The 13,023-nt window shown below is 45.9% G+C and carries 12 protein-coding genes and 1 tRNA gene; 5 read left to right on the top strand and 8 right to left on the bottom strand.

The features are described from left to right. Positions 1-49: 49 nt before the first annotated feature. Positions 50-1,357, bottom strand: coding sequence for a trigger factor (gene tig / locus EDI28_RS00950; protein WP_128781969.1), 1,308 nt, complete (start codon positions 1,355-1,357; stop codon positions 50-52). Positions 1,358-1,950: 593 nt separating this feature from the next. Between tig and EDI28_RS26830 the strand changes: the two genes are divergently transcribed. After that, on the top strand, positions 1,951-2,115 hold the full coding sequence (locus EDI28_RS26830) for a hypothetical protein (RefSeq protein ID WP_164918451.1): 165 nt from the start codon (positions 1,951-1,953) through the stop codon (positions 2,113-2,115). A gap of 81 nt (positions 2,116-2,196) precedes the next feature. On the opposite strand, the gene EDI28_RS00945 is transcribed toward EDI28_RS26830, so the two are convergent. Beyond that, positions 2,197-2,273, bottom strand: a tRNA-Arg gene (locus EDI28_RS00945). Positions 2,274-2,629: 356 nt separating this feature from the next. On the opposite strand from EDI28_RS00945, the gene folD reads away from it, so the two are divergent. After that, positions 2,630-3,487: a bifunctional methylenetetrahydrofolate dehydrogenase/methenyltetrahydrofolate cyclohydrolase FolD gene (folD, locus tag EDI28_RS00940; protein WP_128781968.1), complete on the top strand. Its 858-nt coding sequence runs from the start codon at positions 2,630-2,632 to the stop codon at positions 3,485-3,487. A gap of 91 nt (positions 3,488-3,578) precedes the next feature. Here the strand turns inward: folD and galU are convergent, their stop codons facing one another. Next, complete coding sequence (galU, locus tag EDI28_RS00935; RefSeq protein WP_128781967.1) at positions 3,579-4,487, bottom strand: UTP--glucose-1-phosphate uridylyltransferase GalU; 909 nt, start codon at positions 4,485-4,487, stop codon at positions 3,579-3,581. Between the two features lie 83 nt (positions 4,488-4,570). Then, a complete protein-coding gene (gene rfaH, locus EDI28_RS00930) occupies positions 4,571-5,068 on the bottom strand; it encodes a transcription/translation regulatory transformer protein RfaH (RefSeq protein WP_128781966.1) in 498 nt (165 codons plus the stop codon). A 411-nt stretch (positions 5,069-5,479) separates the two neighbouring features. Between rfaH and EDI28_RS00925 the strand changes: the two genes are divergently transcribed. Beyond that, on the top strand, positions 5,480-6,871 hold the full coding sequence (locus EDI28_RS00925) for a peptide MFS transporter (protein ID WP_128781965.1): 1,392 nt from the start codon (positions 5,480-5,482) through the stop codon (positions 6,869-6,871). An 83-nt stretch (positions 6,872-6,954) separates the two neighbouring features. Here EDI28_RS00925 and EDI28_RS00920 read toward each other — a convergent pair whose 3' ends face one another. Continuing rightward, positions 6,955-8,004: a response regulator gene (locus EDI28_RS00920; protein WP_128782939.1), complete on the bottom strand. Its 1,050-nt coding sequence runs from the start codon at positions 8,002-8,004 to the stop codon at positions 6,955-6,957. Positions 8,005-8,352: 348 nt separating this feature from the next. On the opposite strand from EDI28_RS00920, the gene EDI28_RS00915 reads away from it, so the two are divergent. Together EDI28_RS00915 and EDI28_RS00910 are read left to right on the top strand one after the other, a co-directional pair. Beyond that, entirely contained in the window at positions 8,353-9,228 is an 876-nt protein-coding gene (locus EDI28_RS00915; protein ID WP_128781964.1) for a LysR family transcriptional regulator, read from the top strand. A gap of 271 nt (positions 9,229-9,499) precedes the next feature. Further along, the gene (locus EDI28_RS00910; protein ID WP_128781963.1) at positions 9,500-10,099 is read left to right on the top strand and encodes a Yip1 family protein; all 600 of its coding nucleotides are present in this window, start codon (positions 9,500-9,502) and stop codon (positions 10,097-10,099) included. A gap of 156 nt (positions 10,100-10,255) precedes the next feature. Here the strand turns inward: EDI28_RS00910 and purF are convergent, their stop codons facing one another. The 3 genes from purF to EDI28_RS00895 form a co-directional block, all read right to left on the bottom strand. Further along, on the bottom strand, positions 10,256-11,773 hold the full coding sequence (purF, locus tag EDI28_RS00905) for an amidophosphoribosyltransferase (protein WP_128781962.1): 1,518 nt from the start codon (positions 11,771-11,773) through the stop codon (positions 10,256-10,258). Positions 11,774-11,902: 129 nt separating this feature from the next. Continuing rightward, entirely contained in the window at positions 11,903-12,394 is a 492-nt protein-coding gene (locus EDI28_RS00900; RefSeq protein WP_128782938.1) for a CvpA family protein, read from the bottom strand. 64 nt (positions 12,395-12,458) lie between these two features. Beyond that, a complete protein-coding gene (locus EDI28_RS00895; protein ID WP_128781961.1) occupies positions 12,459-13,022 on the bottom strand; it encodes an SPOR domain-containing protein in 564 nt (187 codons plus the stop codon). Position 13,023: the final 1 nt, after the last annotated feature.

The raw sequence follows: 13,023 nt of genomic DNA, 5'->3' as shown, positions 1-13,023 counted from the left end.
TAGCAGAAGATTTGAAACAAAGTCAAATCTCTACAGTAATTTCAGCAAATTAAGCTGCAGGTTGCTGTTGGTTCATTAGCTCGTCGAAGCTAACTTCTTTATCAGAAACCTGTGCTTTAGCTAGAAGTGCGTCAATCGCCTGCTCTTCTAGAGCAACGTTACGCATGTTGTTCATCATCTGCTCGTTCTGCTCGTAGTAAGCAACAACTTCTGTTGGATCTTCGTATGCAGAAGCCATTTCAGTGATTAGCGCTTTAACACGCTCGTCATCTGCTTTCAGCTCTTCAGACTTGATCACTTCACCAAGAAGTAGGCCAACTACTACACGACGCTTAGCCTGCTCTTCGAACAGCTCACGTGGTAGCTCAGGAGTGTTCTGAGCATCACCGCCGAAACGCTGAGCCGCCTGCTGGCGAAGAACGTTGATTTCCTGATCGATAAGTGCAGCAGGAACTTCGATGTCATTTTGTTCGATTAGGCCGTTAAGAACCTGATCTTTGATGCGACCTTTAACTGCTTGCTTAAGCTCGCGCTCCATGTTCTTACGAACTTCAGCTTTCAGACCGTCAACAGAACCGTCTTCAACACCAAACTTAGAAACAAACTCTTCAGTTAGCTCAGGTAGCTCCTGTGCTTCAACTTTATGCAGTTTGATAACGAAAGAGGCAGCTTTACCTTTTAGGTTCTCAGCGTGGTACTCTTCTGGGAAAGTTACTTCTACAGTAAACTCGTCACCAGCTTTCTTACCAACAACACCGTCTTCGAAACCTGGGATCATGCGGCCCTGGCCCATTGCTAGAGCAAAGCCTTCCGCTTTTCCGCCTTCGAATTCTTCACCGTCTACAGAACCTGTGAAATCGATAGTTACACGGCTATCAGCAACTGCTGCAGCGTCAACCTCAGACCAAGTTGCCTGTTGCTTGCGTAGTGTATCAAGCATAGTCGTAACATCTTCGTCTTTAACGTCTACTGCTGGTTTTTCAACAGTGATTTTGTCAAGACCAGATAGTTCGATCTCTGGGAAGATTTCGAAAGACGCTTTGAATACTAGGTCTTTGCCTTCTGCGATTTCCACAGGAGCAAAAGTAGGCGCGCCAGCTGGGTTGATTTTTTCTTTAACGATCGCTTCGATGTAGTGACGCTGCATCACTTCACCAAGGATGTCTTGACGTACAGAAGCGCCAAACATACGAGCAACCATTTTAATTGGCGCTTTACCTGGACGGAAACCATCGAAACGACGATTTTTAGCAATTTTTTTCAGTTCTGCTGTTACTGCATCTTCAATGTTAGCAGCAGGAACTGTGATAGTTAGATGGCGTTCTAGGCCTTCAGTGGTTTCAACGGTAACTTGCATTTTATTTAACCTCAAAACTTACTCAGTAATTCTCTGAGTGATGTTGCCGATCAGTCATATGCTGACGGTGGCATCCTTTCGTGTTATGGCGACGACCGAGCCGAAACCATAACGCCTTAATTCTGATAATTTCTGTTTCTGCTGGCCTTGAAGCCACTGATCCAGAAATTAAAACGCGGTATTATAACGGGCCTACAGCCCGCCGTCGAGACAGAGTCGACTCAACCGCACTCAAACCTTTCACACAAGATAGGGGCAAAAATTCCATTTTCAAGGGTAAATAGTAAAAATTGCCCTACCTTTTCTGTTTTTTTGACAATGAATTGGAATATCGCCACCAAACGCTACGCGAATGCTGCTTTTGTGCTCAGGACACAACACATTCAAATGACTACATTTTGAGCAGGAACTACGCACAGACAAGCCGACAGCTTTCTATTTTGGGGAGGGAATGACATGAAACGGGTAACTAATGAAAAAATCAAAAACATTCTAAATAAGCAACAGCAAGCACATAAGGTGCAAGCGATCGAGGATATCATTCTTGTTAGCAATAACAGGTAAAAATTTGCCCGTATATAAGGAGATCCATCATGAAAAGGAACAAAGCAAAAATAATCGCTTGTTGGCAACCGTCAAACCCGAGGGAAATAGCCGCATTAAAAGCACTTTTAGTTCAAGAGATCGGCGGACAACCCAAACATCACCCAGGCGGAACAGGGAAAATGGGTAATAACTCAGGGCGAGTTATTCGCTAATCGGTAAAATGACAACGAACTTTCACCAAGGAATCAAAAAATAAATTGGTTGTTCAGAGAAAAGTGTTACTGAAAGGGGAATGGCGCGCCCTGCAGGATTCGAACCTGCGACCACATCCTTAGAAGGGACGTGCTCTATCCAGCTGAGCTAAGGGCGCTAAATAAATGCGTAACGCTAGGTTACGGGACGGGATTATACGTCCCCTGACAGTTACGTCAATGCTTTTTCTCTGAATTTACCGTCCTCTCGCACCAAGTGCTCAAAGTAGCAACAATTCGCATTAAATTCAGTAAGTAACTGAGATAAGAATGCGATTCCCCGTAATAACCAACACACTATCGAAATGTAATAAAACGCCACGAACAGGTACTCAGCACTGACTTAGAACGCAAAGCCAACATATCATACTGTTTTTACTTTTCCGCAAAAAGCAAACGTTTGCGCTGTAGATCTCAGTCACATTCTTTGCGACAATGTCAACGATCCGTTAACTACACAGCCCAAAGGATAATCATGGCCGCTCAAATAATTGATGGAAAACTTATCTCCCAAACTGTTCGTCAAGAAGTTGCTGCCCGTGTAAAAGCGCGTGTTGAAGCGGGATTGCGTGCTCCTGGTTTAGCCGTAGTACTTGTCGGGCAGGATCCTGCCTCACAAATTTATGTCGGCAGCAAACGGAAAGCATGTGATGAGGTCGGTTTTGTATCCAAGTCTTTTGACCTTCCGGCGACAACTTCAGAGACTGAGTTGCTGGCCCTGATCAACGAGCTTAACAGCGATAGTGGAATCGACGGCATTTTAGTTCAGCTGCCGCTACCTGCAGGCATCGATACCACTAAAGTACTTGAAGAAATCGATCCGGAAAAAGATGTCGATGGCTTCCATCCCTACAACGTAGGCCGTCTATGCCAGCGTATTCCTAAGCTACGCTCTTGTACGCCCAAAGGCATTATGACGCTGCTTGAACGTTATAATATTGCCGTTCGAGGCAAACATGCTGTTGTTGTCGGCGCATCAAACATCGTCGGTCGTCCGATGACCCTCGAGCTGTTACTGGCTGGTGCAACGACCACTACCTGCCACCGCTTTACCAAAAGCCTGGAGCAGCATGTTCGCCAGGCAGACATTTTGATTGTCGCAGTCGGCAAGCCTAACTTTATCCCGGGAGAATGGATCAAAGAGGGAGCCACGATTATGGATGTCGGTATCAACCGATTAGACAGCGGAAAGTTGGTCGGTGATGTCGAATACGATATCGCCCGCGAGAAAGCCCGCCATATTACACCAGTTCCCGGTGGTGTCGGTCCGATGACAGTCGCAACTCTGATTGAAAATACGCTACTTGCGTGTGAGCAGTATCATTCGGATTAAAAAGGTTCGAGTTGATAACTTCTAAAAAAAGATATCCCACCCTAGCCCTCCCCTTCATAAGAGGAGGGAACAAGAGCCTAGGGCTTACTACCTAAAGCGTCTTTACCACTTCTTTCAGGTAAGCAGTAAAGTCTTCGCCTAGGGTTCCGTGACGCATACCGTACTCAACAAAGGCCTGCATGTAACCTAATTTACTTCCACAGTCATGGCTCTTGCCCGACATATGGAAGGCATTCACTTGTTTCGATTCCATCAGCATATCAATGGCATCAGTTAGCTGGATTTCATCACCCGCACCGACAGGTGTTCGCCCAAGCAAATCCCAAATTTCAGCAGGAAGTACATAACGACCAACAATTGCCAAGTTCGAAGGAGCTTCTTCCAGAGTCGGCTTTTCAACCACCTTGGTCATCGGTGTCGTTTCACCCGGCTTAAGCTCAGCACCGTTAATGTCTGCCACACCATAGCTAGAAACATCTGACATTGGCACTGGCTCAACCATAACTTGGCTGATCTCAGTCTCGTTGAACGCGCTCACCATTGCAGCCATATTTTCCTTGCGCAGATCGCTGGCAACATCATCGAGAATGACATCAGGAAGAACGACGGCAAACGGCTCATCACCTACCAATGGACGGGCACAAAGGACGGCATGGCCCAAACCTTTTGCCTGCCCCTGACGAACATGCATGATCGTCACATCCTTCGGGCAAATGCTTTGTACTTCATCAAGCAGCTGACGCTTGACACGCTTTTCAAGCGTCGCTTCCAGTTCGAAAGACGTATCGAAGTGATTCTCAATCGAATTTTTCGATGAATGGGTTACCAGTACTATTTCTTTGATACCCGCGGCAACACATTCGCTAACTACATATTGGATCAAAGGCTTGTCGACGATTGGCAGCATTTCTTTTGGAATCGCTTTGGTTGCAGGCAACATACGCGTACCAAGGCCGGCAACCGGAATCACCGCTTTACGAACAGGGGAAGTATTAGACATTCTTAATTCCATTAATAATAATTGGGCAACTATAACAAACAGGCAGAAAACTATCGATACGGTTTCTGACAGTCATACTGCCGTCATTTCTTCACAAGATCTTCATTTTGCACACTGACTTTAACCGGTTTACCCAGCAAGTTAATCATCATAAACGACCGCTTCTCGCCGTCAGGCTCCTGGTAAATGGCTTCGATGCCCTTGAACTGCCCCTGGGTCAATTTCAGGCTTTCACCTGGCTGAGGCAGGCTCGATAGCTTCGTCTGATGCTCTTCATTATCCTCATTCATCATTAGTCCATAGATTAGATCTGGCTGAACCGTCTGGGGGGTGGCTCCTTGTCGAATAAAATTAGCAACCCCCCGCGTTGACCGGATTGTTGTATAACTGATATCTTCCGGATCAAAATAGACAAACATATAGCCCGGGAATAAAGGTTCTGCGCATTCAATTCGCTTGCCTCTGACAATTTTTTGCACCGTTACCTGAGGGTAGTAGCACTCAACACCTTGGCGATCGAGATTGATCACTGCGCGTTCCTGCTCACTGCGCTTACAATATAGGAGGTACCAGTCTTTCATAATATTTTTTGCCTAACTTACGCCAACTGTCATTCTCCCTAAATTATAAGTACTGGTAAACAAAGAACAACTTATTCCAAACCGATTGATATAACGTAAATTTATAGTTTCCCGCCGCCACAAATGTAACAACTGTTAAAAACACAAAAAACCAGCAAAAAGAACCACAAAAAACACAAAAAACAGCACGCCAGACCAGTCCATAACAAAAACACAAAATCATAATCCAAATACCCTCTGTAAATCTGAGTTTTCATTTTTGAGCAAATGATATGCAACTCTTGCTAAATCAACAACTTGCATTGTTTTTCATTTGTTCTGCAAATGTGAAAATTTGCAGTTTAAAAGTTTGTGCTTTATAAAAAGAGCCGAATTTGCAAACACACATACAACTCAATACAGAGAATAATTATGAGCAATCTGAGAAGTGGTACATTGCTTGGCCACCCAAAAGGTTTGTTTTTACTGTTTGGAACAGAACTGTGGGAACGATTTTCTTACTATGCCATGCGCGCAATATTGGTGCTTTATCTCACTGATAAAACCATCAACGGCGGCCTAGGCTGGTCGACTCAAGACGCACTTAACCTCTACGGCATCTACACCGGTCTCGTCTACATCACTCCTCTAATTGGTGGATGGATTGCCGACAACTTCCTTGGACAACGCCGCTCTATCATCATTGGTGGTCTCCTGATGGCGCTAGGTCAATTTACTTTGGCGCTACCAAACAGCATGGTTGACCCTCACTCAGTCACCGCTTTCTACCTAGGTTTAGGTCTACTAATCATCGGTAACGGTATGTTCAAACCGAACATTTCTACCATGGTGGGTGACTTATACCAGGAAGGTGATAACCGTCGTGACGGTGCTTTCACTATCTTCTACATGGGTATCAACCTTGGTTCGTTAATGGCAGGTATCATTGCTGGTGCCGCTTCTGCTGCATATGGTTGGAAAGCTGGCTTCCTGACAGCAGGCATCGGTATGCTGCTAAGCCTAGTTACTCAACTGGTGTTCGCAGAACGCCTGCTGGGTGATATTGGTAAAGTACCAGCAGCAAAACGTGCAGCTGCAATGAACAAATCTGGCAAACAAGAGCCAATGACCAGACAAGAACGTGATCGCCTGAAGGTTATCATGATCATGGGTCTGTTCGTGGTTATCTTCTGGGCTGGTTTCGAACAAGCCGGTGGCCTGATGAATATTTTCTCTCAGCAGTACACTGACCGTATGATAGGTAGCTTTGAAGTACCTGCGGCATGGTTCCAATCGCTGAACCCGTTCTTTGTTATCACACTCGCTCCAATTATTGCCGGCATCTGGGTGAAATTAGGTCCAAAAGAGCCAAGCTCTCCAATTAAATTTGCAATGGGTCTGTTCTTCCTTGCCATTGGTTTCCTATGCATGATTGGTGCGGTAATGCAGCAGGGTGGCGACATTACAGTTAAGACATCTATGATGTGGCTAGTTGGCGCATACTTCTTCCACACGCTTGGTGAGCTTTGCCTGTCTCCAATTGGCCTGTCAATGGTAACCAAGCTTGCTCCGCTTCGTCTGGCTTCTCTGATGATGGGTGCATGGTTCGGCTTTAACGCTATTGCTAACTATGTAGCCGGTATTATTGGCTCGCAAGTTGGTGAAGCTGGCCCAATGGCTATCTTTAGCGGTATCGCGATTGCAGCAACAATCGCAGGTGTACTACTGCTACTTTGCTCAAACCAGCTTATCCGCTGGATGCACGGTGCTGAAGGAAAAGCCGTCGAAGAAGATACAACCGACGCTCAGCCTGTTGAAGCATAATAAACATTGATAACTAGTTTCTAGAAATTAGTTTCAGGTAACAGCAAAAAGCGAGAACTTTTGGTTCTCGCTTTTTTATTCTCTTAAAATCCACACCGCTTTAATGTAAGGCTAAAACTTGCCGATCCAATCTCGCTCAGTGACAATCGGCCACCAGATTCTGACAGCGGCAGAGCTATCGTATCGTTTTGGTATGCCTTCATCCCAAGCCAAGGCTGGGCTACCAGTTCTTTATTACCATCACTGGTTTGTAACACAGCCGCCAGCCCCGTTGAAGTCACCGACAGGCTTTTATCACAGGCATCAAATATCCCGAACAACGCTTTAATAGGCGCAGCATAACCGGAGTGTTTCATGCCCTTTTCAATTAATTGGATTAAGCTTCTAATGTCGTGTTCTTCTGACATTCGTGTTCGCAGGTAATCGTTAAAAAAAGCGCGAATAAGCAAGGTGGTTGCCGTTCCATTATCGTTATCTGAGGATGAGTCTACTAAATAAAAAGCCAAGCGCCCATCCATCAGCCAAGTGTAATCCAACAAGACAGGCTGAACATCAGTTGATTGCAATACACAGTAATTCAGCTGCCAGTCTCCCTGCTTTGATTCCGTTTCGGGCATCAACCCCAACAACAATTCTCGAGCTGCTCGCGGGTTGGCTTTGAGCTCATCAATATGCCATTCCAGCTCTTCATCAATACAACTTTCATCTTCGCCAATGCCAAACCACTGACTAGAGAAGTCCCTATTTTCCATAGCAGAATCTTGAGACTTTAGAACTGATAACATTGCTGACTTTAGCACCATGATGTTATCAAGAGGCTTGACAAGAAAATCTTTGACACCGTGTCGGAGTGCCGTTGCAACATCACCCATGTCCCCTGTGCCAGAAATAACAATAATTGGCAGCATCGGGTACTGAACGGAAATCTCTTCGACAAACTCCATACCTGTCAGCACCGGCATTGCCAAGTCACAAAGCAGTACATCAGGAATACTGTCTCTCAGGGCCTGTAATCCAGCAAGACCATCTTCAGCTTCACGCACGTTACATCCCTGACTTTTAAGGAAACCAGTAATCATTCCGCGAAAAACAGGATCATCTTCGACCACGAGAACATCTTTATCCTCAAGCAAAGGTTGTGCCCTCCATGAATGATGATTTACTCCCTCCTGAGCTTGCTCAGGAGCACGAACAGATTTGCCGGATTGAGTGTGCATAAAGACTCGAACTGCTAACCAATCTATCAAAAGCATAGGCCGGAATTAATATTCCGTCATAACTATCGCACCTTTCAATCTGTAAAAAATTTGATTATGCAACCTACTTCAAAAATTAACCTTTTCAAGGCGTAAAGGTTGGTGGGTTGATAGGTAGAACTGTGATGATATTGATTTACAGCAAAACTTATTGGGATAATGACATCTCGTAGCACAATTTGTTATACCATTCTCCGATTATAAGTTTTCAGTGATTGTATAACTATGAAGCTTGACGATTTAAATTTGTTTCGTATGGTTGTTGAACACGGCAGCTATACTGCCGCCTCTCGAAAAACTCAGGTACCTGTCGCTACCTTAACACGACGGATCCAAGCCCTGGAAGAATGCCTTAGCATTCGTCTGTTAAACCGTCATGCCCGAAAGCTTTCACTAACAGAAGCCGGACAAAAATTTTACGACGACTGCAGTCCTTTACTCCAGCAGTTAGTTGATACTACCGAACATATCAGTGAGGAATGTAAAGGAGCCACGGGAAAACTAAGAATTGCCGCTCCTTCTAATCTCACAAAAGTAATGCTGCAGCCAATGCTCAATGCATTTATGCAAGATCACCCAGCTATCAATATCGAACTGCATATGAGCAGCGAACCTGAGCAGCTTGATCCAACAGATTGGGATGCCATTTTTAGGGTAGGCCCACAACGAGACTCAACCCTAATTGCCAGGCGCATCAGTGCAGTCAAAGATATTTTGGTTGCCAGCCCTGAATATTTGAGAAACAACGCTGAACCCAAGCATGCCCAGGATCTCCACCAACATTCACTACTTAAAGGCAAGCCACTGCTTCGCTGGCGCCTAACTGACAGTAATGGCGAGACGATTGCCGTTAATGAGCGGGGACGCTTTGAAGCCAATCAGCTTAATGTTGTTCGCAAAGCATGTGTAAGTGGTTTAGGGATCACTCTTATGCCGGATGTGATGCTGGAGAAGTATATTGAATCTGGTGAGCTGGTACGTATTTTAGAAAATTGGTCTGCCAACCCACGTGAAGTTTATTTACTCTATAACCACCGCGATTATCAACCAGAAAAGCTTCGTCTGTTTATAGAATTCGCCAGCGAATACTTCAAGTTATAACCCCCGTCTACCTATCATATTCCCAGCCGGGCTCCCCGGCTGGTTCGTACCAATTTCTTGCCAAGCCAGATAACCCAGACTAAACGTTAATAGACTGAATAGAACAATTGGCGGCCCCCAAACGAGGCCTTCGAGTCAGTAGACTTTTGCGTCAAGGGTTACTAATTATTTTATCAGTAAGACCAAGAGCACAATCGTGATTAGGGGAAAGTGTTCTTTGAACCAATAACTTTATCGTGCGAACTTTCGCACCTGATAACGAGGAAACGTTATGATTCTGGGACATTTATTTGGGCTATATACTCACCCGAAACAAGAGTGGCGTACCATTGACAAGGAGCATGAAGGCGTCCAAAGCAGCCTTTCTCATATCTTGCTGATCGCCTTGCTGCCGCCGACCTTTGCCTTCATCTCAAGCGTCTTTATCGGCTGGCGAATTGGAGTCGGCGAACCAATCTTCCTTACTCAGTCCAGTGCCTTGGGCATGTCAGTTGCCATGTATTTCGCGCTCATTGCGGGTGTCTTTGCCCTCGCCTACCTAACGTACTGGATGAGCCATACATTTGGTTCTACGCCAACCTATACCCAAGCATTGGAACTCGCGGCCTATACTGCGACACCGCTGTTTATGATCAGTATTGCGGCTATCTACCCTCAAGTCTGGTTCTTGATGATTGCCGGTCTTATCGGGGTCGCCTACTCCGTGTACCTTCTCTATACCGGCGTCCCGATTTTAATGCATATCCCTGAAGAACGGGGGTTCATCTACGCCAGTTCGATTGTAACCTGTGGGCTTGTTTTACTGGTCTCGATTATTGCAGGATCGGTGATTCTGTGGAATCTCGGGCTGGGTCCGCAATTTAGTCATTAGGCGGCGAGAACCAAGATACGAAAACCTAGTTCGTAGAAGCGAGTTAAAGCGAGAGTAAAAAAACGCCTTCTTTTAAAGAGGAGGTTGGGAGGGGGTTATTCGTACAAACCCCTCCCTAACCCTCCCCTTCCCAAGGGGAAGGGACAAGGCGCTACACTAGCCCCCTTCGTTGTGTAACTCTAGGTTCGCTAAGCCCTGCTGAATAACACGCTTTGTCTTTGAATCTTCGCTACGCAATGACTCCAAGTATTCCAGGTACTCTTGGTTTACATCACCTGTCACGTAAGTACCACTGAATACCGAAGCTTCGAACTGAGGGATATCCGGATTTCCTTCATACACCGCCGCAACCAAATCTTCGAGATCTTGGAAAATCAGTCCGTCAGCCCCAATCATCTTGCTAATTTCATCCACCTCGCGTCCATGAGCAATTAACTCGTTGGCACTTGGCATATCAATCCCATAAACATTCGGGAACCGTACTTCAGGCGCTGCCGATGCCAGGTATACCTTACGTGCTCCGGCCTCACGAGCCATTTCGATAATCTGCTCGGAAGTTGTCCCACGAACGATCGAATCATCTACCAGCAGGACACTTTTGTCTTTAAACTCTGAACGGATAGCATTAAGCTTGCGACGAACTGACTTGCGGCGCATTTGCTGCCCCGGCATGATAAACGTACGACCAACGTAACGGTTCTTAACAAAGCCCTGACGATAAGGCTTGTCGAGTGTACGGGCGATTTCCAACGCACTATCGCAAGATGTTTCAGGGATTGGGATCACCACATCGATATCCAGATCATCCCATTCCCGCTTAATTTTCTCACCCAGCTTGGTTCCCATACGAACGCGCGCACCATACACCGAGACCTTGTCGATAAAAGAATCAGGTCGGGCGAAATACACAAACTCAAAGATGCATGGATTCAGGACCGGGTTATCGGCACATTGCTCAGTATAAAGCTCGCCGTCGAATGAAATATAAACGGCTTCGCCCGGTGCAACATCACGGACAAAATCAAAACCGACAGCATCAAGAGCGACGGATTCTGAAGCAACCATATATTCTGTTTTACCATTAACCTCACGCTTGCCCATACATAGCGGACGAATACCGTGAGGGTCTCTAAATGCAATAATGCCATGACCGATAACCATCGCCACAACAGCATAGGCACCTTTCACAATCCGATGGACTTCACGTACAGCTGTAAATATATCGGCGGGGTTTATCGGATAGGATTGGGCATTTTCTAATTGATTGGCGAGAACGTTGAGAAGTATTTCTGAATCAGAGGTCGTATTAACATGACGCCTGGCTTGTTCAAACAGTGTCTCCCTGATATCGGCAGCATTGGTAAGGTTACCGTTATGCGCCAAAGAGATGCCGTATGGCGAGTTTACGTAAAACGGCTGCGCTTCTGATGCGCTTGAGCTTCCCGCCGTCGGATAGCGTACATGACCAATACCTACATTGCCCTGAAGACGTTGCATATGCCTCGCTTCAAACACATCACGTACAAGACCATTTGCTTTACGCAGACGGAAACGATTGCTTTCCAGGGTAACAATACCGGCAGCATCCTGGCCGCGATGCTGTAGCACGGTCAGTGCATCATAGATAGACTGGTTTACCGGGGTTGAACCCACGATTCCGACAATACCACACATGTCCTAAATCCTCGTCACGCATTAAGTGCAATTATAACAGTTCACCCAAATCACTCTTTCCTGCCGAGACCCGGAATAACCGCTCCCAACAGGAAAAAAATGAATCAATAAACTGTCTAAATACCGATGCTACAGTGCACCGGGCAAAAAGCTTGATGTGTCTTTGAGGTAAGTGAAAAACCACTCAATCACGACGCCGAACTGCGGGATCAGCTGCGACTCTTTCCACCAGTCGGCACTTGAAAACCCTGTAAACGCATCGATGAAGAACAGTAGGGCCGATACGATAAGTACCCCCCTCACTCCACCAAAGACAACTCCCAGAACCCGATCTGTCCCTGACAGACCCGTTTTCTGTACTAACTGTCCTATCACATAGTTCACCACGGCACCGACAATCAGTGTGGCAATAAACAATGCGGCGATGGCGCTACCGTTTCGTAGCATCTCATCCTGAATATTCGTGAAGTATGCCGCTAGCTCGATATAAAAATTACTGGCAATAAAAAAGGCAGCAAACCAAATTACCAGTGACAACGCTTCCTTAACAAATCCACGGATCAAACTGACCAGTGCCGAGAAGCCTATTACGCCTAAAATTACGTAATCAATCCAGATCATCATTTGTTGTATTCGTCTTGTTGGTGCGTATTCTAACAGAAAAAATGAGAACGCAAACGTTTACCTAAGGGTTAAGTGGGTTAAATCTGAGCAATCGGCCCTTTAATCCCGTTAATTTTTCCAAATCTTTGAGCTGAGTAGATAGCTTCGTTTTGGATATATCAGGCCCAACAACAACTCTCGCCAAATCGCCCTGTTGAGGCTCTTTAGGAAAAACATGCGCCTGATAACCAGCACCTCGCAGTTTGGCCACGAGCTGATTGGCATTATCAAAATTTCGAAAAACGCCAAGTTGAACGACCCAACCGCTATCCTTGTTGCCTGTTTTTGGCTCTGTCACCGGTGAAGGTTCAACATTGACCGTTCCACTGGCCGAAACCGATGCTGTACCCTGCTGCTCATCAACGACAACGGTAACAGGTTCAGGCGGCAAGTCGACCTCGGCAAACTCGGGCTCGGGGATCGTCACAAACTCATCTTCCTCGCCAATTTCTGGCTGAAGAGGAATACTGGCGAACTGCTCTTGATAATGCTGCTTCTTGCCATCAAATAAATCAGGCAGAAAAATAACGCCGATTGCCACCAGAATAATGGTTCCGACTAATCGGCTTTGAAATTTACTTGCCACA

Origin of the sequence: Photobacterium chitinilyticum (assembly GCF_004104355.1) — a bacterium.
In the GTDB taxonomy this organism is placed as follows: Bacteria; Pseudomonadota; Gammaproteobacteria; order Enterobacterales; family Vibrionaceae; genus Photobacterium; species Photobacterium chitinilyticum.
This window is presented reverse-complemented; position numbering and strand designations above follow the sequence as displayed.

Bases quoted from the DNA above. Each gene is read 5' to 3' on its own strand.
- tig (WP_128781969.1), bottom strand. From the start codon at position 1,357: ATGCAAGTTACCGTTGAAACCACTGAAGGCCTAGAACGCCATCTAACT.
- EDI28_RS26830 (WP_164918451.1), top strand. From the start codon at position 1,951: ATGAAAAGGAACAAAGCAAAAATAATCGCTTGTTGGCAACCGTCAAAC.
- folD (WP_128781968.1), top strand. From the start codon at position 2,630: ATGGCCGCTCAAATAATTGATGGAAAACTTATCTCCCAAACTGTTCGT.
- galU (WP_128781967.1), bottom strand. From the start codon at position 4,487: ATGTCTAATACTTCCCCTGTTCGTAAAGCGGTGATTCCGGTTGCCGGC.
- rfaH (WP_128781966.1), bottom strand. From the start codon at position 5,068: ATGAAAGACTGGTACCTCCTATATTGTAAGCGCAGTGAGCAGGAACGC.
- EDI28_RS00925 (WP_128781965.1), top strand. From the start codon at position 5,480: ATGAGCAATCTGAGAAGTGGTACATTGCTTGGCCACCCAAAAGGTTTG.
- EDI28_RS00915 (WP_128781964.1), top strand. From the start codon at position 8,353: ATGAAGCTTGACGATTTAAATTTGTTTCGTATGGTTGTTGAACACGGC.
- EDI28_RS00910 (WP_128781963.1), top strand. From the start codon at position 9,500: ATGATTCTGGGACATTTATTTGGGCTATATACTCACCCGAAACAAGAG.
- purF (WP_128781962.1), bottom strand. From the start codon at position 11,773: ATGTGTGGTATTGTCGGAATCGTGGGTTCAACCCCGGTAAACCAGTCT.
- EDI28_RS00900 (WP_128782938.1), bottom strand. From the start codon at position 12,394: ATGATCTGGATTGATTACGTAATTTTAGGCGTAATAGGCTTCTCGGCA.